At 67.6% G+C, this 20,350-nt stretch carries 18 protein-coding genes and 2 tRNA genes; 12 read left to right on the top strand and 8 right to left on the bottom strand.

The features are described from left to right. Positions 1–1,166: 1,166 nt before the first annotated feature. The 6 genes from rsmG to rpmH form a co-directional block, all read right to left on the bottom strand. Positions 1,167–1,826, bottom strand: a complete 660-nt coding sequence (gene rsmG, locus LUU90_RS17800; protein WP_275005274.1) for a 16S rRNA (guanine(527)-N(7))-methyltransferase RsmG — start codon at positions 1,824–1,826, stop codon at positions 1,167–1,169. 127 nt (positions 1,827–1,953) lie between these two features. After that, positions 1,954–2,508: a protein jag gene (locus tag LUU90_RS17795; RefSeq protein WP_275004989.1), complete on the bottom strand. Its 555-nt coding sequence runs from the start codon at positions 2,506–2,508 to the stop codon at positions 1,954–1,956. A gap of 11 nt (positions 2,509–2,519) precedes the next feature. Next, entirely contained in the window at positions 2,520–3,698 is a 1,179-nt protein-coding gene (yidC, locus tag LUU90_RS17790; protein ID WP_275004988.1) for a membrane protein insertase YidC, read from the bottom strand. A gap of 81 nt (positions 3,699–3,779) precedes the next feature. Then, positions 3,780–4,088 (bottom strand): membrane protein insertion efficiency factor YidD, encoded by a 309-nt coding sequence (gene yidD / locus LUU90_RS17785; protein ID WP_275004987.1) that lies wholly within the window; start codon positions 4,086–4,088, stop codon positions 3,780–3,782. Then, on the bottom strand, positions 4,085–4,462 hold the full coding sequence (rnpA, locus tag LUU90_RS17780) for a ribonuclease P protein component (RefSeq protein ID WP_275004985.1): 378 nt from the start codon (positions 4,460–4,462) through the stop codon (positions 4,085–4,087). The genes yidD and rnpA overlap by 4 nt, the downstream gene beginning before the upstream one ends. A 3-nt stretch (positions 4,463–4,465) precedes the next feature. Further along, positions 4,466–4,603 carry a 50S ribosomal protein L34 gene (gene rpmH / locus LUU90_RS17775; RefSeq protein WP_108493057.1) on the bottom strand — a complete coding sequence of 46 codons (138 nt, stop codon included), beginning with the start codon at positions 4,601–4,603 and terminating at the stop codon, positions 4,466–4,468. Between the two features lie 431 nt (positions 4,604–5,034). Here rpmH and dnaA point away from each other — a divergent pair, with 431 nt between their 5' ends. The 5 genes from dnaA (at position 5,035) to LUU90_RS26500 (ending at position 11,059) form a co-directional block, all read left to right on the top strand. Next, positions 5,035–6,471, top strand: a complete 1,437-nt coding sequence (gene dnaA / locus LUU90_RS17770) for a chromosomal replication initiator protein DnaA (RefSeq protein WP_275004984.1) — start codon at positions 5,035–5,037, stop codon at positions 6,469–6,471. 636 nt (positions 6,472–7,107) lie between these two features. Next, positions 7,108–8,238, top strand: a complete 1,131-nt coding sequence (dnaN, locus tag LUU90_RS17765) for a DNA polymerase III subunit beta (protein WP_275004983.1) — start codon at positions 7,108–7,110, stop codon at positions 8,236–8,238. A gap of 127 nt (positions 8,239–8,365) precedes the next feature. Beyond that, positions 8,366–9,262, top strand: coding sequence for a phosphogluconate dehydrogenase (NAD(+)-dependent, decarboxylating) (gnd, locus tag LUU90_RS17760; protein ID WP_275004981.1), 897 nt, complete (start codon positions 8,366–8,368; stop codon positions 9,260–9,262). A 26-nt stretch (positions 9,263–9,288) separates the two neighbouring features. Further along, positions 9,289–10,524, top strand: coding sequence for a DNA replication/repair protein RecF (gene recF, locus LUU90_RS17755; RefSeq protein WP_275004979.1), 1,236 nt, complete (start codon positions 9,289–9,291; stop codon positions 10,522–10,524). Between the two features lie 19 nt (positions 10,525–10,543). Beyond that, positions 10,544–11,059, top strand: coding sequence for a DUF721 domain-containing protein (locus LUU90_RS26500; protein ID WP_275004977.1), 516 nt, complete (start codon positions 10,544–10,546; stop codon positions 11,057–11,059). Between the two features lie 115 nt (positions 11,060–11,174). On the opposite strand, the gene LUU90_RS17745 is transcribed toward LUU90_RS26500, so the two are convergent. Then, complete coding sequence (locus tag LUU90_RS17745; RefSeq protein ID WP_275004976.1) at positions 11,175–11,855, bottom strand: hypothetical protein; 681 nt, start codon at positions 11,853–11,855, stop codon at positions 11,175–11,177. A gap of 622 nt (positions 11,856–12,477) precedes the next feature. Here LUU90_RS17745 and gyrB point away from each other — a divergent pair. The 6 genes from gyrB (at position 12,478) to LUU90_RS17715 (ending at position 19,079) form a co-directional block, all read left to right on the top strand. Beyond that, the gene (gyrB, locus tag LUU90_RS17740; RefSeq protein WP_275004974.1) at positions 12,478–14,559 is read left to right on the top strand and encodes a DNA topoisomerase (ATP-hydrolyzing) subunit B; all 2,082 of its coding nucleotides are present in this window, start codon (positions 12,478–12,480) and stop codon (positions 14,557–14,559) included. A 141-nt stretch (positions 14,560–14,700) separates the two neighbouring features. Beyond that, on the top strand, positions 14,701–17,361 hold the full coding sequence (gyrA, locus tag LUU90_RS17735) for a DNA gyrase subunit A (protein WP_425596252.1): 2,661 nt from the start codon (positions 14,701–14,703) through the stop codon (positions 17,359–17,361). Beyond that, the gene (locus LUU90_RS17730; RefSeq protein ID WP_275004973.1) at positions 17,361–18,614 is read left to right on the top strand and encodes a DUF3566 domain-containing protein; all 1,254 of its coding nucleotides are present in this window, start codon (positions 17,361–17,363) and stop codon (positions 18,612–18,614) included. The genes gyrA and LUU90_RS17730 overlap by 1 nt, the downstream gene beginning before the upstream one ends. A 148-nt stretch (positions 18,615–18,762) precedes the next feature. Beyond that, positions 18,763–18,836, top strand: a tRNA-Ile gene (locus LUU90_RS17725). Between the two features lie 35 nt (positions 18,837–18,871). After that, positions 18,872–18,991 carry a DLW-39 family protein gene (locus LUU90_RS17720; RefSeq protein WP_274994665.1) on the top strand — a complete coding sequence of 40 codons (120 nt, stop codon included), beginning with the start codon at positions 18,872–18,874 and terminating at the stop codon, positions 18,989–18,991. 12 nt (positions 18,992–19,003) lie between these two features. Then, positions 19,004–19,079 (top strand) — tRNA-Ala (locus LUU90_RS17715). A 101-nt stretch (positions 19,080–19,180) separates the two neighbouring features. On the opposite strand, the gene LUU90_RS17710 is transcribed toward LUU90_RS17715, so the two are convergent. Next, positions 19,181–19,702, bottom strand: coding sequence for a GNAT family N-acetyltransferase (locus LUU90_RS17710; protein ID WP_275004972.1), 522 nt, complete (start codon positions 19,700–19,702; stop codon positions 19,181–19,183). A 46-nt stretch (positions 19,703–19,748) separates the two neighbouring features. Here LUU90_RS17710 and LUU90_RS17705 point away from each other — a divergent pair, with 46 nt between their 5' ends. Further along, positions 19,749–20,324 carry a helix-turn-helix domain-containing protein gene (locus tag LUU90_RS17705; RefSeq protein WP_275004971.1) on the top strand — a complete coding sequence of 192 codons (576 nt, stop codon included), beginning with the start codon at positions 19,749–19,751 and terminating at the stop codon, positions 20,322–20,324. Positions 20,325–20,350: the final 26 nt, after the last annotated feature.

The raw sequence follows: 20,350 nt of genomic DNA, 5'->3' as shown, positions 1-20,350 counted from the left end.
GCGCGCCTGTTCGGCGGTGTCGAAACGCCGGTCCCGGAGGGATCGGATCCACTCTTCTGCCCCTTTGGACCCTGATCCCGACCTTCCGGCCAGACGTCGACCTCGGTGCACCCGAAAGACGCCGTTGTCCAACTCTTCGGGAACTACCGCGATCGACGGTTCAAGTTTCACGTGAAACGCTCGGACGAAGCACGAGTGAGTCGCCCTCTGGGGCGCCTCCTCCGTCCCACATTCGTTCCTCCACACCGCGCCCGGCACCCGGAACTCCTCCCCCATGATGTCGACTGCGCGCAGCCGCCGCGTGGCCCGATAGGCCGCCCAGTTCCTGTGGGGACTTGAGCGCATCGAGCTCGCCGCCGATTGTGGTGCACCGTGGCCGGCATGACTCCTTCCACCGGTCCGCCGGCGCCACCGTGAACACACGTCGTTCACGGCAGACCAGCGGTCTCCCACACCTCCGGGCGTTTCACGTGAAACGTGATCACGTGAAACACGAGGCGGTCCGGTCGGGATGGGACCGTGAATCGGCTGCATGCGCATAGTCAAGGTGGAGATGCGGGTGGTGCCTGGTCCCGGCCGCCCAACGACGACGAGCCGCTCACGCGGCGCACCCCACTCCCGAAGCCCCGGGAACAGCACGAGGGCTATGTACGGAGGCCGCCCGCCTGACCATCGACGCCGGCCGTTCTCCGAACACCTGGCCATCCAGCGCTGCGGGTGCTCTGCCAGTTCGTCTCGCTAGTTCCACGTGAAACACGGCCCCAACGGACCGGCTTGACGTCGCCAATCCGGGCCACTCACTCAGGCCCCCGCGACCACACCCACCGGCCCCGGGCCAGCACCTGGCCGACTCGCCTGGCCGACTCGCCTGGCCGACTACAGCGTCGACTACTGGGTCGACCATTGGGTCGACCACTGGGTCGACTACTGGTGGTCGACCTCTCCGGACCGCGGCACTCCCTCGACCGAAGCACCGGTCGGGCGCAACAGGCCCAGGACTGCAGCGACCCAGCCCGCCGACCGGTGGCGACACCGTGACGTCCGCGCTCGCAAGAGTCTCCGCCCAAGGCAGGGGCGGCCGCCCGCCCGCAGCGCAGCGACAGAACGGGAGCACTCGCTCCAGGCGACTGCTCCCGTTCCACGTGAAACCACTTCCGTGGGTTGCTCTACTTTCCTCGACGCACCCGCACGATCGTCGTGGACTCAACGCCATCAACGGTGACGCCTTCAAGGATGTCCGGATCGCCCGCTGCGTACTTCCGAAGAACCTTGCGCGCCGGCTCAACCTCCTCCGCAACGCTGCGGCCCTTGAGGATCACCATCTCACCGCCCACCCGGACGAGCGGCATGCTCAGTCGGACCAGCTTGGACAGTGCGGCCACCGCTCGGGACGTGACCGCATCTACCTCGAACGCGTCGTGGAACTCCTCCGCGCGCCCTCGCTTCACCTGGACGTTCGTCAGGCCGAGCTCGTCGACGACCTCTGCGAGCCAAGTCGTCCGTCGCTCCATCGGCTCGATGAGGATCACTTCGAGGTCCGGCCGCATCAACGCCAGCACGACTCCCGGAAGGCCGGCACCCGACCCGATGTCAGCCACCGAGCCCGACGCCGGAAGGTACGGCATGATCGCAGCGGAGTTGAGGATGTGCCGCTCCCAGATGCGCGGAACCTCGCGAGGCCCAATCAGTCCGCGGAGCTCCCCCTGGTCACGAAGCATCTCCGCATAGCGTGCGACGCCGTCGTACGCATCGCCCAGGTACGCCTTGACAGCATCGCTCGCACCGAGCGTCTCGCTGTCGGGCACGACATCGCCTCCGACAGGCATCTCCTGTGCCGCACTGTCCGAACCTTCCACGTCCCCGCCCTCCACTTGCTCTCGAAAGTAGCCAAACACACCGAGGGCCGGTGCACGTCCTCGGGACGCACACCGGCCCTCGGCCGAGGCCAATAGATCAGTCGCTGACCGCTGCTGGCGCGCCTGCCGGCTGGACCACTACGTATCGTTCGGGCTCGACACCACGTGAGTCACTGACCAGGCCGGCCGCGGCGACCGCGTCGTGCACCACCTTGCGCTCGAAGGCGTTCAGCGGCTCGAGCTCGACCTCCTCGCCGGAGCTGCGCACCTGCTCGACCGCAGCGTCGGCGAGGCGCGTGAGCTCGACCCGTCGAGCGGCCCGGTACCCGCCGATGTCGAGCATCAGGCGGCTTCGCTCGCCCGTGCGCGTCTGCACCGCCAGACGCGTGAGCTCCTGTATCGCGTCGAGCACCTCGCCCTCGCTGCCGATGAGCTGCGCCAGCGACTTGGGATCGTCCGCGACAACCTCGACCGCGGCGCGGTCGTGCTTGATGTCCAGGTCGATGTCACCGTCCAGGTCGGCGATGTCGAGGAACTCCTCGAGATAGTCGGCCGCGATCTCGCCCTCTTCCTCGAGGCGCTTGGTCCGGTCCTCAGGATCCACGACCGGAGCCGCGGGGTCGGGCGCGGCCGTACCTGTGCTCGCGTTCATCGGGTCTCCTCCTACTTCTTCTGCTTGCGCTTGCCCGACGACGTCGGGGTGGACCCGGGTGTCGTGCCGGACGGCTTCGGCTTCGAACCCGGCTGCTTGGCCGGCGTCGTGCCGGACGGCTTGGGCTTGGACCCGGTCTGCTTCGCCGGCGTCGGCTCGGATTCGTCCTGCGGCGCGGACTGCGATTCGTCCTGCGGCGCGGACTGCGCGATGACGGGACGGGTGGGCGCGGGACGCGCCGTGCCCTTCTGCCGGTCCTTCCGCTTCGGCTGCACCCGCTGGCCGCTCTTGGGCTGCTCCACCACGGGAGTCTCGTCCTCGATGACCTCGCCGTTCTTGGCGGCGCGCTTGGCGGCCTTCGCCGCCTGCCGCTCCTTCATCTGCTTCTCAGCGATCGAGCCCGGCGTCGGCATGCGCTTGATCGTGTAGTACTGCTGACCCATGGACCAGAGGTTGGTGACCGTCCAGTAGATCAGAACACCGACCGGGAAGTTCACGCCGGAGATGGCGAAGACCAGCGGCAGCATGTACAGCATCATCTTCTGCGTCTGCGCCATCGGGCCCTCGAGGGCCGAAGGCGGCATGTTCTTCATCGTCAGCTGCCGCTGCGTGGTGAACGTCGTGACGCTCATCGCGACGATCAGCACGATGACGACGGTGCGGGAGACCCAGGAGTCCGTCTGCAGGAAGACGTCGCTCAGCTGAGCGCCGAAGAGCGTCGACGACTCGATGTCGCCGGCAACCGACTGGGTGATCGGCCCGATCGGATCCGCGTTACCGGTCGAGATGGCCTCCAGACCGTTCAGCACCCGGAACAGCGCGAAGAAGATGGGCGACTGCAGCAGGATCGGCATGCAGGACGCGAACGGGTTCGTCCCGTGCTTCCGGTACAGCTCCATGGTCTCGCGCGTCATGTTCTCGCGGGACGCGGGGTCCGTCTTGCCCTTGTACTTCTTCTGCACGGCCTGCAGCTCGGGCTGGATCATCTGCATCCCGCGCGAAGCCTTGATCTGCTTGAAGAAGAGCGGGATGAGCACGATGCGGATGACGATCACCAGCGCGACGATCGACAGGACCCACGCCGTGCCAGGGCCGGAGGCCATCCCCAGAGACGTGAAGACCCAGTGCGACCCGTAGATGATCCAGGCGACGACCCATTCGATCGGCCAGAGGAATGCGAAGAAGTCCATCGGTCAAGAAGCTCCAGAGTTGGTGACGCGAAGTCTGCGGGGAGGTGCGGGTGTCGTGTCGGCGGCCCGAGCCGGGGCAGGTCAGCCCTCGGCGTGGGTGTGCGCGCCGCGCACGGGCGGCACGTCGTCGACGCCGCCGAGACTCCACGGGTTGCACCGCAGCAGGCGCCACAGCGCGAGACCCAGCCCGCGCACTGCACCGTGACGCCGCAAGGCGATCAAGGTGTACTGCGAGCAGGACGGGTAGTACTTACAGCTCGGAGGGCTCATCGGGCTGATGAACGCCTGATAGAAGCGCACCATCCCCACGAGGAGGGTCACCGGGAGCCGGCCGATCAGCGAGGGCTCGCGCGGCGGCGCCTCACCCTCGGGCGCGGGGATGGTGGTCATCTCTTGCCGTCTCCGGTAGCGCGCGCGACGGCACGGCGCAGGCACGAGTCGAGGTCCCGCTCAAGATCGGCGTACGTCGCCGACGATGACGCCGGAAGTGCACGCACCACGGTGCGCGAAGCACCGGGCAGCACCGACAGCTGCTCAGCAGCGGCGGCACGGAGCCGACGCTTCACGAGATTGCGCTGCACGGAGTTGCCCACAGCCTTGGAAACGACAAAACCGACCTGTGGAGTTCCCGATCCTGCGTCCGAGACACTTTCGTCCGGCACCAGGAGGTGAACTACCACGGTCGATCGACCTGCACGCGTGCCGCGACGCACCGTCCGCTCGAAGTCGACGGAACGGCGCAGACGGTGCGCCGCGGGCAGCATGGCTCAGGCTGAGAGCTCGGCGCGACCCTTGCGACGACGGTCCGCCAGGATGGCGCGGCCGGCGCGGGTGCGCATGCGCAGCCGGAAGCCGTGGGTCTTTGCACGACGGCGGGTGTTCGGCTGGAAGGTCCGCTTGCTCACGAGGTACTCCAAGAACGTCGGGGTAGGCACACCGTCTGTCCTCGACGATGCAGTGAAAGTTGGCCGCTCAGTACAACGATTGGCCTCGCCGACCCGGGGCCTGCTCCACCGGTCATGGCCGACGTCGAAGAGACGCGGCCAGAATCCGTGTGTAGGCGCGCAGAAGTACCTGGAACGGCTGTATGACGTTACGCCGCCTATGCCCTCCGGGTCAAACCAGAGCGGCGGGATCATGCGTGTCGGACGCGCCACATCGCGGGCTTCGACCAGCCGTCCGGAGGGCTGGTTCACCTGCCCGTGTACCACTTGTTCAGCGGCGATCCGCGCAATCCACAACCTGTGGACAACTGTGTGGACGGTGCCCCATCATGGCAGACTCCAACACACCCCCAGCACTTGCAGGACCCCGCGCACGAGACGAAGGAAAGCCAGTGGCCAACCCGGACGAGAACATCGGTGACGTCTGGGCACAGACCCTGACGGCACTCGAGGGCCGGCCCGATATGAGCCCCCGGCAGCTCGCCTTCATCCGCCTGGCCAAGCCGATGGCAGTGCTGGACGACATGGTGTTCATCGCTGTCCCCCACGAGCAGACCCGTACGTATCTGGAGACGGCGGTCCGCGACGACCTCGTGTCGGCGATGTCTTCTGTGCTGGGACGCGACGTGCGGTTCGGCATCACCGTCGACCCCGAGCTGAGCAGCCGGACGCTCGCCGGTCCGTCGCAGATCTCGGGACCGGCCACTCTCTCCCTCGAGCAGGAACCGCCGGAGCCCGAGCAGGCACAGATGCCAATCGCTCCGCAGCCCGCACCGAAGCCGTCTGCCGAGCCGACCAGGCTGAACCCGAAGTACATCTTCGAGACGTTCGTCATCGGCTCGTCCAACCGGTTCGCGCACGCGGCCGCCGTCGCCGTGGCCGAGGCACCGGCGAAGGCCTACAACCCGCTCTTCATCTACGGCGACTCGGGACTGGGCAAGACCCACCTGCTGCACGCCATCGGGCACTACGTCCACAACCTGTATCCACACATCCGCGTGCGGTATGTGAACTCCGAGGAGTTCACCAACGACTTCATCAACAGCATCGGCGAGGGCAAGGCTGGCGCGTTCCAGCGTCGGTACCGCGACGTCGACGTGCTCCTCATCGACGACATCCAGTTCCTGCAGGGCAAGGAACAGACGATGGAGGAGTTCTTCCACACGTTCAACGCGCTCCACAACGCCAACAAGCAGGTCGTGATCACATCCGACGTGCCACCGAAGCAGCTCAACGGCTTCGAGGACCGGCTGCGTTCCCGCTTCGAGTGGGGCCTCATCACCGATGTCCAGCCCCCCGACCTCGAGACCCGCATCGCGATCATGCGGAAGAAGGCAGCGAGCGAGCATCTCGACGTGCCGGCCGACGTGCTCTCCTATATCGGCTCGCGGATCTCGACGAACATCCGTGAGCTCGAGGGCGCTCTGATCCGCGTCACGGCGTTCGCGAACCTGAACCGGCAGCAGGTGGACCTGGCCCTCGCCGAGATCGTTCTCAAGGACCTGATCACCGATGACGACGACACCGCCGAGATCACACCGGCCGTTGTCATCGCACAGACGGCCGCGTACTTCGGCCTGACCATCGACGACCTGTGCGGATCGTCCCGGTCTCGTGTGCTGGTGACCGCCCGGCAGATAGCCATGTACCTGTGCCGTGAGCTCACCGACCTGTCTCTGCCCAAGATCGGCCAGCAGTTCGGCGGGCGCGACCACACCACGGTCATGCACGCGAACAAGAAGATCGCGGGCCAGATGGCCGAGCGTCGCTCGACCTACAACCAGGTCACGGAGCTCACGAGCCGGATCAAGCAGCAACAGCGCGGCTGACCGCAGACGGCGATCCACCGCCTCGAAACCGGACAGTCCGCCCTTTTTCACAGTTGTCCCCACCCCTGTGCACAGCCTGACCGGTGCACGGGGGTGTTGCATATCCGCACCTCCACAGGTCTATCCACACGGGGAGCCGCGGGTTCCCGCCGATCCACTCAGCTTGTCCCCAGCACTGTGGACGCACCCTGTGCAGAACTCGGTCGATCGCCGTGACCTGCCGATACACACCTGGGGACAAGCCTGTGGACGGGTGTGGACGAACGGCCTTTTTCTGTGGGTGGCGAACCCCAAAACGGTGGACAGCCTGTGTGTACAAATGGGCCGTCCACAGGTGTCCCCAGTTCTTGCACAGGTGAGCCCACAGCTCCTCCACAGGAGAAAAGGGCCTCTGACCTGCGTGAAGACCCGATATCCCCAGTTTCCACAACACCTACTACGACTACGACATCTATCTCTAAGAGGGAATCCACACGCCTTCATCAGGCGGTCCGGGCGCTCGGTGCACGTCTTCGAACATTAGTACTAAGCACCGAAAGAAGTCCATCCACAGCCGGAGACTCTGGAGTGCCACGCGGTCAGCAACTCGCGTAGGGTTTCCCTCGACAGTCCAGGAACAAGAGGAGATGCAACGGCATGAAGTTCAGGGTCGAGCGCGACGTCCTCGCCGATGCCGTGACATGGACAGCTCGCACGCTCCCCACGCGCCCGCCGGCACCTGTGCTCGCCGGCGTCCGCATCGAGGCGGACGCTCAGGGCGTCATCAACCTGGCGAGCTTCGACTACGAGACGTCCGCGCGGTCGGAGATTCCTGCTGAGGTCGCAGAGCCAGGTACCGTCCTGGTCTCCGGTCGGCTGCTGGCCGAGATCTCACGAGCACTGCCCAACAAGCCTGTGGACGTGGCGCTCGAGGGCAACAAGGTCATCGTCACCTGTGGGGCCAGCCGATTCACACTTCTCACCATGCCTGTGGACGAGTACCCGGCACTGCCTGGACTCCCGGAGGTCAGCGGCACCGTCTCCGGTGACGCGTTCACGCACGCCGTCGCCCAGGTGACCGTCGCCGCCAGCCGGGACGACACCCTGCCGCTGCTGACCGGGGTGCGGGTGGAGATCGAGGGCGAGCGCATCACGCTCCTGTCCACGGACCGCTACCGCCTCGCGCTTCGGGAGCTCACCTGGACCCCAGCGACCCCGGGGTTCTCTGCCGTGGCTCTCGTCCGCGCACGCACCCTCAACGACGTCGCCAAGTCCCTCGGCTCGGGTGGGCTCGTGAACGTCGGGTTGTCCACAGGCCAGGGCCTCGACCTCGTGGGCTTCGAGGCCGGCGGCCGCCAGACGACATCCCAGCTGGTCGAGGGTGACTACCCCGCCGTCCGAAGGCTCTTCCCGGACAGCACACCCATCCACGCCGTGGTCGCCACGGCGCCCCTGATCGAGGCCGCCAAGCGTGTGAGCCTCGTCGCGGAACGCAACACCCCGATCCGCCTCTCGTTCAGCGACGGCCAGGTCGTGCTCGACGCCGGCCACGGCGACGACGCACAGGCTTCCGAGGCGCTGGAGGCGGTGCTGGTCGGCGAGGACATCGCCGTGGCGTTCAACCCGCAGTTCCTGCTCGACGGGCTCGGCGCACTGGGTACCGACTTCGTTCGACTCTCGTTCACGCATCCCAACAAGCCCGTCGAGTTCACCGGTCAGGGCAGCCTGGACGGCGAGGACGACTCCGCCTACCGATACCTGCTGGTCCCGATCCGCTTCACTGGCTGACGGGCGGGGCACTCTCACGGAGGCCTCGTCGTCCACAGCCCACATCCGTCAGACTGGACATTCAGCCTGCGCCAAGAACGGCCGCCACAAGCGAGCCCGTTGATCGACCCTGGAGGAATTCACACACATGGTCACCCACATCGGCCTGGTCGGCCTGGGGAAGATGGGCAACAACATGCGGGCCCGCCTGCGCAAGGGCGGCATCGAGGTCACCGGGTTCGACCCGCGGCCGGAGGTGTCGGACGTCCCGACGCTCGCCGACCTCGCGGCCGCACTGCCGGCGGACAAGCGAGTCGTCTGGGTGATGGTCCCCGCGGGTGAGCCGACGCGCGGGGTGCTCGACCAGCTCGCCGAGATCCTCACCGAGGGCGACATCGTCATCGAGGGCGGCAACTCGCACTATGTCGAGGACCAGGAGCGTGCCGCGGAGCTCGCCAAGAACGGCATCGGCTATCTCGACGTCGGTGTGAGCGGTGGTGTCTGGGGGCTGGAGAACGGGTACGGCCTCATGGTCGGTGGCGCCGCAGCGGACGTCGAGTCCGTCATGCCGGTCTTCGACGTGCTGCGTCCGGAAGGCCCTCGCGACGAGGGCTTCGTGCACGCCGGCGGCGTCGGTGCCGGTCACTACGCCAAGATGGTCCACAACGGCATCGAGTACGGCCTCATGCAGGCCTACGCCGAGGGCTACGAGCTGCTTGCCGCCAAGTCGGACGTCATCACCGACGTGCACGGCACGATGAAGGCGTGGAGCCGCGGCACCGTCGTCCGCTCCTGGCTCCTCGACCTCATGGTCAAGGCACTCGCGCAGGACCCGAAGCTCGCGCTCCTGGACGACTGGGTCGACGACTCCGGCGAGGGTCGGTGGACCGTGGACGAGGGCATCGACATGGCGGTTCCGCTGCCCGTCATCTCCGCTGCCCTGTTCGCCCGCTTCGCCTCCCGCCAGGAGCAGTCGCCCGCCATGAAGGCGGTTGCCGCGCTGCGTCAGCAGTTCGGCGGGCACGCGGTGAAGTCGGCCGAGTAGCGCGCGGGACGTACGATCTCCTACCGATGTACGTCTCCCACCTCTCCCTGCTTGATTTCCGGTCGTACGCGTCGGCCGACGTGGAGCTCGAGCCCGGGGTCAACGCCTTCGTAGGGCGCAACGGCCGGGGCAAGACCAACCTCGTCGAGGCGATCGGGTACGTCGCGACGCTCGGATCGCACCGCGTTGCCACGGACGCACCGCTCATCCGGTCCGGTGCGGACCGCGCCGTCGTGCGCACGCGGATCGTGCGGGGGGACCGGGCGAGCACCGTCGAGCTGGAGATCACGCAGGGCAAGGCGAACCGTGCGCGCATCAACCGCGGCCAGGCGGTGAGAGCGCGGGACGTCCTGGGGGTGCTGCGCACGGTGCTCTTCGCTCCGGAGGATCTCTCGCTGGTCAAGGGAGAGCCGGACGGCCGGCGGCGCTTCATGGACCAGCTGCTGGTCCTGATGATGCCGCGCGTGTCCGCGGTGCTCTCAGAGTACGAGCGTGTGCTCCGGCAGCGTTCCGCACTGCTGAAGTCGGCTCGGGCGTCGCGGCGCTCGGGCGGCTCGTCGCGAGCGGAGAGCGCTGCGGCCGAGCTTGCGACGCTCGATGTGTGGGATGCCCGGCTTGCCGAGCTCGGGGCAGAGATCCTGTCGTTGCGGATCCAGCTGGTCGACGCGCTGCGTCCGGCCGTCGCTGCGGCGTACGAGCAGGTGAGCGATGCCGACGGGGACGCGGAGATCGCGTACCGGTCGTCTCTGCCGGCCCTCTCGGCGGGTAATCCACCGGAGTTGTCCACAGGGCCTGGGGATAACTTTGCCGACGTGGGGCACCTGCGTGACCTGTTGCTGGAGGCCCTGGTCACAGCGCGGCCGCAGGAGCTGGAGCGAGGCGTGAGTCTCGTCGGTCCGCATCGGGACGACCTCGTTCTCACCTTGGGTGGCTTGCCGGCCAAGGGGTATGCGAGCCATGGCGAATCGTGGTCGTTCGCCCTGGCGCTGCGTCTCGCGTCGTTCCGCCTCCTCGGCGGAGATCCGCAGAATTCGGCGGATTCACCCGCGTTCTGGGACCCGGATCTGGGTACCGATGCCGACCCCGTACTGATCCTCGACGATGTGTTCGCCGAACTCGATGTCAGGCGCCGACAGAGGCTCGGGGACCTGGTGCTCCCTGCTCGCCAGGTACTGGTGACGGCGGCTGTGGCCGAGGACATTCCTGCCGCTCTGGAAGGCGTACGGTTTCACGTGGAACCCGGGACGGTGACTCGTGACTGACGACTCTCCACAGGGGCCTGTGGATAACTCTGAGCCCCCTCTGACACCCCCTTCTGAGGTCGCGCGCGCCGCGCTGAACCGTGCCAAGGCCGCGGCTCGGGCGCGCGGGCTGCGGCCCGGGTCGCCCTCGCGCCGCTCTCCCCTGGCCGAACCGCGGTCGAGCGGGTCGGGTCCGGGTGCACGTGATCCGCAGCTGCTCGGCTCCTTGGTCGGACGGCTGCTGCGTGAGAAGGGCTGGACCGAGGAGGTCTCCGTGGGCGGCGTCATGGGCCGCTGGCGCGAGGTCGTGGGCCCGGAGATCGCCGACCACTGCACGCCGGAGACCTTCGAGGACAAGGTGCTCGTGGTGCGGGCGGACTCGACGGCCTGGGCCACTCAGCTCCGGCTGCTCGTGCCGACGTTGCGCAGACGGATGGCGGAGGAGATCGGTGAGGGCGTCGTCGAGGAGGTCACCGTGCTCGGCCCGGCCGGTCCGGGATTCCGCAGAGGCCCTCGCTCGGTGCGCGGCCCCGGGCCACGAGACACCTGGGGCTGATCCCGGCTCGTGGGCGCGGCCTGGATCCACAGCACAGCAACAAGGGCTCCCCGGCCGAAGCCGGGGAGCCCTTGCGATTCAGCCGCGCCGTAGCGTCAGCCAGGAACTACTTGGTTCAGGCGTTCTGCATGCGCTTGCGGGCCCAGACGAGGGCGACACCACCAGCGGCGAGCAGCGCGGCGAACCCGATGGCGCCACCGACGGTCGCACCGGTCGCGGCGAGCACCGGGGGCTCGTCAGAAGAAGGGCTGGGCGACGGCTCGTCGACCGGGGCCACGGGCGCGACGGACGCGTCCTCGGAGGGCTCGACGGCGGGTTCGGACGGCTCGGGGGTCGGCTCGACGGCGGGCTCAGAGGGCTCCGGGGTCGGCTCGACGGCGGGCTCGGACGGCTCCGGGGTCGGCTCGACGACCGGCTCGCTCGGCGTGGGCTCGGGGGTGGGGGTCGGGGTGGGGGCCGGCTTTTCACAGACGTCGATGGCGCCGGACTTCGACCAGTCGTACTGGGTCCCGTTGTGTCCGTCGTAGGCGTCGACGGTGACGGTCCACTCGTGCGGCTTGTCGAGCGCGAGGCCCTCGAACTTCTTGAAGAACTGGCCTGAGAACTCGTCTTCATAGGCGGTGTTGCCGTCGATGACAACCGTCACCTTGGCGTCGCGGTACGCCTTCAGGTCTACCTGAACCCAGCCGCAGCCGGAGCCGGCGGCGGGGGTGTGAGCGGATGCGGGAGCGGCAGTGGCGATCATGCCGCCGAATGCCAGTACGGCGAGAGTTCCGCCGGCGAGAAGCTTCTTCACTCTGTAGCCCTTCGAAAGTGAGACTGTGCGCCAAGTTGCGCATATGACCGGTCGGCGCTATTAGAGCAGATAACACCAAATCAACGAAATGTCGCCCTCGCCGGTGAATTGCCTGACCTTCGACAGTCATGGACATGACGATTCGGGGACCGTACCGAGGGGATAGGTCCGGGCTCCGAACATACGTGCGCCCTCATCCCCCACCGTCGCCCCCGCGGTCGCCGCCGAGAGACGGGAAGACGACCCGGCTGCCTCGAGACGCTCGGTCGAGGCCCGCGCCGATGGGCCGGACAGGGCACCCGGTCGAGGCTCCGCCGACCCCCTCGGAGCCCTGTCAGGACCCCAAAAATCACCCTGTGGAGAAAGGTTGTGGAGGAGTGGCCACAAACACCCCGGGATCCCGGGTTTTCGCCGCTCAGAAGGTAGTATGAGGGGGTCAACCGCGCCGGGTTCCCAGGATCGTCCTGCGGGCCCGGAACGCTGAGCACCGACGAGCCGTCGGACCGTACGTCAGCAACCGAGCACGGCATGAGCCCCTGTGGGCCCGAGCCGCTCGTGCAGCCGCTGGTACGTCCGTCGTCGTGCACATCGTGTGCCTGAAAGACGAGGAGCAACCCCGCCCGTGACAGAGCGAATCGACGGCGGCTACGACGCCGGGAACATCACAGTCCTGGAAGGTCTCGAGGCCGTTCGTAAGCGACCGGGCATGTATATCGGATCGACCGGTGAGCGTGGGCTCCACCACCTTGTGTACGAGATTGTGGATAACGCTGTGGACGAGGCCCTCGCGGGCCACGCCACCGAGATCGACGTGCGGCTCCTGGCCGACGGCGGCGTACGCGTCACCGACGACGGTCGAGGCATCCCGGTCGCGATGCACCCGACCGAGGGCAAGCCCACGCTCGAGGTCGTGATGACGATCCTGCACGCCGGTGGCAAGTTCGGCGGGGGCGGCTACGCCGTCTCCGGCGGCCTCCACGGCGTCGGCATGTCCGTGGTGAACGCACTGAGCTACCGGTTCGTGTCGGAGGTACGCCGCGACGGGTACAACTGGCGCCAGGAGTACACCGAGGGCGGCAACCCGGTCACGGGTGTCGACCGGCTGGAGCCGCTCGGCCCCGACGAGGGCACCGGCACCACGCAGACGTTCTGGGCCGACGGCACGATCTTCGAGACCACCGAGTACGACTTCGAGACGCTCCGTGCCCGGTTCCAGCAGTACGCGTTCCTCAACAAGGGCCTGAAGATCACGCTCACCGACGAGCGTGCGGGCCACTCCGCCCCCACTGACGAGGTGACGGGCGTCGAGCGCGAGGTCGCCGCGGACGACGTGGTCGGGACCGAGAGCCGGCCCTCGGCTGACGGCGGGACCCAGGAGCCCGGCTCGGAGTCGGACGGCTGGCGCACCGTGACGTACAAGTACGAGAACGGCCTGATGGACTACGTGCACCACCTCAACTCCGCGAAGCGGGTGGAGCTCGTCCACCCGGACGTGATCTGGTTCGAGAGCGAGGACACGGAGCGCAAGATCGCCGTCGAGATCGCGCTGCAGTGGACCAGCGCCTACAGCGAGTCGGTGCACACGTTCGCGAACACGATCTCGACCACCGAGGGCGGAACGCACGAGGAGGGTTTCCGCGCGGCGATGACCACGCTGGTCAACAGCTATGCGCGGGACAAGAACATCATCAAGGAGAAGGACGAGAACCTCACGGGTGACGACATCCGCGAGGGCCTCACCGCCGTCATCTCGGTGAAGCTCGGCGAGCCGCAGTTCGAGGGGCAGACCAAGACGAAGCTCGGCAACACGGAGGCCAAGACCTTCGTGCAGCGCGTGGTGCGCGAGCAGCTCGTCGACTGGTTCGACGCTCACCCGAGCGAGGCGCGCGACGTCATCCGCAAGGCGATCTCGGCCTCGCAGGCCCGCATCGCCGCACGCAAGGCGCGCGAGGCGACCCGCCGCAAGGGCGTCCTCAACGGCGGCGGGATGCCCGGCAAGCTCCGGGACTGCCAGTCGCGGTTCCCTGACGAGTGCGAGATCTATGTCGTCGAGGGTGACTCGGCCGGCGGTTCCGCGGTGCGCGGCCGCAACCCGCACAACCAGGCGATCCTCCCGCTGCGCGGCAAGATCCTGAACGTCGAGCGGGCGCGGCTCGACAAGGCGCTGTCCAACGCCGAGGTGCAGGCGCTGATCACCTCGTTCGGCACGGGCATCGGCGAGGACTTCGACATCTCGAAGCTCAAGTACCACAAGATCGTGCTCATGGCCGATGCCGACGTCGACGGCCAGCACATCTGCACCCTGCTGCTCACCCTGCTGTTCCGGTACATGCGCCCGCTCATCGAGAACGGACACGTCTACCTCGCGCAGCCGCCGCTGTACCGGATCAAGTGGACCAACGCCCCGCACGACTACGTGTACTCGGACCGGGAGCGCGACGCGTTCCTCGAAGCCGGCGCCGCACAGGGCAAGCGGGTGCCCAAGGACAACGGCATCCAGCGCTACAAGGGCCTGGGTGAGATGGACTACTCCGAGCTCTGGGACACCACCATGGACCCGGACCACCGGACGCTGCTGCAGGTGACCATGGACGACGCGGCCGCGGCCGACGAAATCTTCTCGGTACTCATGGGCGAGGACGTCGAGTCCCGCCGCACGTTCATCCAGCGCAATGCCAAGGATGTGCGCTTCCTCGACATCTGAGGAATGAGCGCGCGAGCCGCCGGCTGGGTGGCTCGCGCGCCCCCGAGCGACGCCCCACCGGGGTGTGCTGTTTCGGGCACGGACATGGCGGCCCAGGAGACGAAGTGACACGCCCATCGGCGTGGAAAGGAAGTACAGACGGTGACGGACGAGACCCCCGGCGTGGAGAACTCCGACGACGGCATTCCCGTGGAGGACGCGCGAGTCGCGGTGCACCACGGCCGTGTCCAGCAGGTTGACCTCCAGCTCGAGATGCAGCGGTCGTACCTCGACTACGCGATGAGCGTGATCGTGGGCCGCGCGCTGCCCGACGTGCGGGACGGCCTCAAGCCGGTGCACCGCCGTGTCATCTACGCGATGTACGACGGCGGTTACCGGCCGGACCGCGCGTTCTCAAAGTGCTCGCGCGTCGTCGGCGACGTCATGGGCAAGTACCACCCGCACGGTGACACCGCTATCTACGACACCCTGGTTCGACTGGTCCAGGACTGGGTGCTGCGGTACCCGCTCGTAGCCGGTCAGGGCAACTTCGGTTCCCCGGGCAGCGACCCTGCTGCCGCCCCGCGGTACACCGAGTGCAAGATGGCGCCGCTCGCCATGGAGATGGTGCGCGACATCGAGAAGGGCACCGTCGACTTCCGGCCGAACTACGACGGCCGTACGCAGGAGCCGGTGGTCCTTCCGGCGCGTATCCCCAACCTTCTGGTCAACGGCTCGGCCGGCATCGCCGTCGGCATGGCGACGAACATCCCGCCGCACAACCTGCGTGAGGTGGCGGAGGGCGTGCGGTGGCACCTCGCTCACCCCGAGGCCACCCGGGAGGAGCTGCTCGAGGCCCTCCTGCAGCGCATCAAGGGGCCGGACTTCCCGCAGGGCGCGCAGATCCTCGGCCACAAGGGCATCGAGGACGCCTATCGCACGGGTCGTGGCTCCATCACCATGCGCGCGGTGGTGAACGTCGAGGAGATCCAGAACCGCATCTGCCTCGTGATCACCGAGCTGCCGTACATGGTGAACCCGGACAACCTGGCGCAGAAGGTCGCGGATCTTGTCAACGACGGCCGCATCCAGGGCATCGCGGACATCCGCGACGAGACGTCCGGCCGCACCGGTCAGCGCCTGGTGATCGTGCTCAAGCGTGACGCCGTGGCGAAGGTGGTGCTGAACAACCTCTACAAGCACACCCAGCTGCAGGAGAACTTCAGCGCCAACATGCTGGCACTCGTCGACGAGGTGCCCCGCACCCTGAGCATCGACGCGTTCGTACGGCACTGGACCACGCACCAGATCGAGGTCGTGCGCCGGCGTACCGAGTACCTCCTCAAGGAGGCGCAGGACCAGATCCACATCTACGAGGGCTACCTCAAGGCCCTCGACGCGCTCGACGAGGTCATCGCGCTGATCCGTCGCTCCCCCGACGCCGACGGCGCGCGGACGGGCCTGATGGACCTGCTGACCATCGACGAGCAGCAGGCGAACGCCATCCTCGCCCTCCAGCTCCGTCGTCTGGCGGCGCTCGAGCGGCAGAAGATCCTCGACGAGCACGCCAAGCTGCAGACCGAGATCGACGACTACCTCGACATCCTCGCCAAGCCGGACCGCCAGCGGTCCATCGTGGGCGAGGAGCTCGACGAGGTCACCGAGCGCTGGGGCGACGAGCGTCGCACCACGATCCTTCCGTACGACGGTGACATGTCGATGGAGGACCTCATCCCCGAGGAGGACGTCGTCGTCACGATCACGCGCGGCGGCTACGCCAAGCGGACGCGGACGGACAACTACCGCTCGCAGAAGCGCGGCGGCAAGGGTGTGCGCGGCGCGCAGCTGCGCGAGGACGACATCGTGGACCACTTCTTCACGACGACGACCCACCACTGGATGCTGTTCTTCACCAACCTCGGCCGGGTCTACCGGGCCAAGGGTTACGAGCTGCCCGAGGGCGGCCGGGACTCCAAGGGCCAGCACGTCGCCAACCTGCTGGCGTTCCAGCCCGGCGAGAAGATCGCCCAGGTGCTCGACATCCCCGACTACGAGGCTGCGGAGTACCTGGTCCTGGCCACGCGTCGCGGGCTCGTGAAGAAGACCCGCCTGAGCGAGTACAACTCGCCGCGGTCGGGCGGGCTCATCGCGATCAACCTGCGTGAGGACTCCGACGGCGCCGCGGACGAGCTGGTCTCGGCTCGCCTCGTGAACGCGGACGACGACCTCATCCTCGTGTCTCGGAAGGGTCAGTCGATCCGTTTCCACGCGGACGACGAGTCCATCCGCCCGTTGGGTCGCGCCACGTCTGGTGTCACCGGGATGAAGTTCCGTGAGGACGACGAGCTGCTCTCTGCCGCTGTCGTCATCGACGGGGCCGACCTCTTCGTCGTCACCGAGGGTGGTTTCGCCAAGCGCACTCGCATCTCGGAGTACCGGGTGCAGGGTCGCGGCGGCCTCGGCATCAAGGTGGCGAACCTCGTCGAGGCGCGCGGCGACCTCGTCGGTGCTCTTGTCACCTACGCGGACGACGAGGTGCTCGTCATCATGGAGCGCGGCAAGATCGTGCGTTCCGCCGTGGCGGAGGTCAATCTCACCGGACGGAACACGCAGGGAGTAACCTTCGCAAAGCCGGACAAGGGCGACAGGATCATCGCCGTCGCGCGCAACGCGGAACGCGAAGTCGCGGACGAGACGACAGGTGCTGTGGACGAGAACTCCGACGGTGACTCCGCGGAGCGGGTTACCGTGGAAGAGATTTCGAATCCCGAAGAGGTTCCGAGCAGCCCTGAGCAGGACAGCACCGGACGCGAGGACAGCTGATGACGAGTGACAAGAGCGGGCCCGTGCGTACGGCGCCGCCCGCGCTCGAAGAAGACCTGGAGATCACCAGGGACCGCAAGGACGTGAAGGGGGAGCCGGCTCCGGCCGAGACCCCTGACTCGAAGCAGGCGGAGGCGGACTCCGGCAAGAGCTCGGCGTCCACGAAGAAGACTGGTGCTGCCACGTCTGGCGCGGCCGACGGCGGTTCCGACGCGGCGAGCGAGAACACTGACCTGCTGTCCGGGCCGGTCGCTGTTCCAGCCCCACCGGTGAAGGCGGCGGGACCCCGACCCAGTGCAGAGGCGCCCGTGCCTCCCGCGCCGGAGGAGTCGGGCGTGCCTACCACCGGTGGTATCTGGCGGTCCGCCTACGAGGCGGGTCGTCCTGGCAAGGAATCGAAGGCTGATGCTCCGGCGGCGTCGGAGAAGAGTGAGGCCACGGCTGAGCCAGGTCTCGGGTCGGCGATCGGCCGCGTCTCGACGAAGAACGACGTCCCGCCGCCTCCGACCGCCGCCCCCGCACCGGAGGCGGCGGCCACTGCGAAGTCATGGAACCGGGTTCCGGCACCCGATGCGCCGCCGGCACCTCCGGCGACCGCGTCGGAGGGTTCAGACGGTGTTCGAGCGGGCGCGATGAAGGCAGCCCAGGCTGCCCTCGCCACCGCCCGCAGCGCAGCCAAGAAGGTGACGTCGATCATGCCTGACGACGACACGCGGTCGGCGACGCCCGCGAGCGACCCCCAGACTCGGCCGGAGATGCACTACACGGCGGGTGGAGTGCGCGGAACGGCCACTGCGGCCGGCCCGCAGGCTGCAGGTGCCACGGCGCCCCAGCCGCCGCCCCAGTCCGCGTCTGCCCCCACACCCGAGGTGCCACGTCCGGCTCCGGCCGGGCCGCGCCGCGTGCGTCTCGCGATCTCTCGGGTGGACCCGTGGTCCGTCATGAAGCTCGCGTTCCTACTGGCCGTGGCGATCGCGATCATGACGGTCGTCGCCACGGCGGTCTTCTGGTCGGTGCTGGACAGCTTCGGCGTGTTCACCACCGTGCAGGACTTCGTCGAGGATGCCGTGGGGCCGCAGAGCGACGTGAACCTCACGCAGTTCGTGGAGTTCCCGCGTGTCATCTCGCTGGCGACCCTGATCAGCATCTGTAACATTGTCTTGTTGACCGCGATCGCCACGATCATGGCGTTCTTGTACAACATCACTGCAGCACTCGTCGGCGGCGTGCACATGACGCTGACCGACGACTGACGCCTCGTTCGGCGTCACCCAGAGCGTTCTCGTGCGCTGTTGCGCACGACTCGATGTACGTCACACCGCGGACCGCGATTTCGGTTTGGGACATCGTCCCTACCTGGGGTAATCTCCAGTGTCGCGTGAGCGTGCCGAACGCTCGCCCGGGGCTATAGCTCAGACGGTTAGAGCGCTTCCCTGATAAGGAAGAGGTCGGAGGTTCAAGTCCTCCTAGCCCCACTCCCGGACCTGCAGAGGCTCCTCAGGAGGAACTCGTGAAGAAGCTGCTCATAGTGCTGCTCGCTGCCGGCGCCGGCTACGTTCTCTGGCGCAAGCTGAGTGAGGACGCTGCGGGGCGCGATCTGTGGTCCGAGGTCACCGACTCGCTCGACTGAGCAGCCCGCAGAGGGGCCATGGCGCAATTGGTAGCGCACCTGCTTTGCAAGCAGGGGGTTGCGGGTTCGAGTCCCGCTGGCTCCACCACTGCCCACCAGGGCCGAATTCATTCGGCTCCCGGTGGGCACAGTCTTTACTGGGGGCGATGACACCGAGCGTGAGGACGCCGCTCCGTGCCGCCGCTCCGTTCAGCCGGTGGTCAGGTCGCGCTGCATGAGCACGGTGTCGATCCACCGGCCGTGCTTGAGCCCGACCGCATGGAGCCGCCCGGCGTCGGCGAAACCGAGGCGGCGGTGCAGGGCCACGGAGGCCGGGTTACCGGTGTCGGCTATGACGGCGATCATCTGTCGGCACCCGGCAGCGATGGATCGGTCGACCAGTTCCGTCAACAGCGCGGAGCCGATGCCCTGACCGGTCGCTTCGGGGGCGAGATAGACGGTGCACTCGACCGTGTACCGGTACGCCGTCTGCTGGCGCCACGGGGCGGCATAGGCGAAGCCGGCCACTCCCCCGGCCGTCTCGGCGACCAGGAACGGGAGGCCTCGCGCGGCGAGGTCCGCGTGCCGCTGGACCCAGTCGTCGGCGGTCGGCGGAATCTCGTTGAAGGTGGCGACGGTGTGCTTGACGTAGTGCTCCATGATCACCGTCACGGTGGCGAGATCGGCGGACCCGGGGGCTACGGGACGAATGGCTGGTGGCAGCGCGGACACATCGACTCGATTCCACTATAGCGAATGACAGCGGTATTATAGCGAAATGTTCGACCTCGCGAAGTTGGGCACCCGCATGCAAGGCCTGCGTCACGACCGTGGGATGACCCTGGCGGAGCTGGCGTCCGTGACCGAGGTGAGTGTCAGCATGCTCTCGTCGGTGGAGCGCGGGCAGAAGGCCCCCACCGTCGTCGTGCTGGCCCGCATCGCCGACGGCCTCGGCATCGGCCTGGCCGACCTGATCAACGACGTGGAACCGCGACGGGTGATCGTGCGCCGCGCCGCCGAGCAGGACGCCGTCGACGAGCCGGGCGGATGGCGCCGGACCATCGTCAGCCCGGTCGTACCCGGGGTGAACCTGGAGTGGGTCCGCACCACCCTGCCCGGGGGTTGCGATGCCGGCGAGTTTCCGGCGTACGCGCCGGGCTCGCACGAGTTCGTCCTGGTGGAGAAAGGGGCTCTCCGGCTCAGCCTGGACGGCCAGGTGACCGACCTCCTCGCCGGTGACTCCGTCTACTTTGCCGCCGACATGACGCACGCCTACGCCAATCCAGGCAGCGAGCCCTGCGTCTACTCCGTGGTGGCGCTCATCATGCGGCCCAGAGGTCCCCAGCGAGGGTGAGCTCTGGAGTGAAAACGGGTGGGCGG

Source organism: Promicromonospora iranensis, assembly GCF_028994775.1.
Lineage (GTDB): Bacteria > Actinomycetota > Actinomycetes > Actinomycetales > Cellulomonadaceae > Promicromonospora > Promicromonospora iranensis_A.
This window is presented reverse-complemented; position numbering and strand designations above follow the sequence as displayed.

Coding starts and splice junctions, on each gene's coding strand:
- yidC (WP_275004988.1), bottom strand. CDS start 3,698: ATGGACTTCTTCGCATTCCTCTGGCCGATCGAATGGGTCGTCGCCTGG.
- rnpA (WP_275004985.1), bottom strand. CDS start 4,462: ATGCTGCCCGCGGCGCACCGTCTGCGCCGTTCCGTCGACTTCGAGCGG.
- LUU90_RS17705 (WP_275004971.1), top strand. CDS start 19,749: ATGTTCGACCTCGCGAAGTTGGGCACCCGCATGCAAGGCCTGCGTCAC.
- gnd (WP_275004981.1), top strand. CDS start 8,366: ATGGTCACCCACATCGGCCTGGTCGGCCTGGGGAAGATGGGCAACAAC.
- LUU90_RS17795 (WP_275004989.1), bottom strand. CDS start 2,508: ATGAACGCGAGCACAGGTACGGCCGCGCCCGACCCCGCGGCTCCGGTC.
- rsmG (WP_275005274.1), bottom strand. CDS start 1,826: ATGCCTGTCGGAGGCGATGTCGTGCCCGACAGCGAGACGCTCGGTGCG.
- LUU90_RS17730 (WP_275004973.1), top strand. CDS start 17,361: ATGACGAGTGACAAGAGCGGGCCCGTGCGTACGGCGCCGCCCGCGCTC.
- yidD (WP_275004987.1), bottom strand. CDS start 4,088: ATGACCACCATCCCCGCGCCCGAGGGTGAGGCGCCGCCGCGCGAGCCC.
- recF (WP_275004979.1), top strand. CDS start 9,289: ATGTACGTCTCCCACCTCTCCCTGCTTGATTTCCGGTCGTACGCGTCG.
- dnaN (WP_275004983.1), top strand. CDS start 7,108: ATGAAGTTCAGGGTCGAGCGCGACGTCCTCGCCGATGCCGTGACATGG.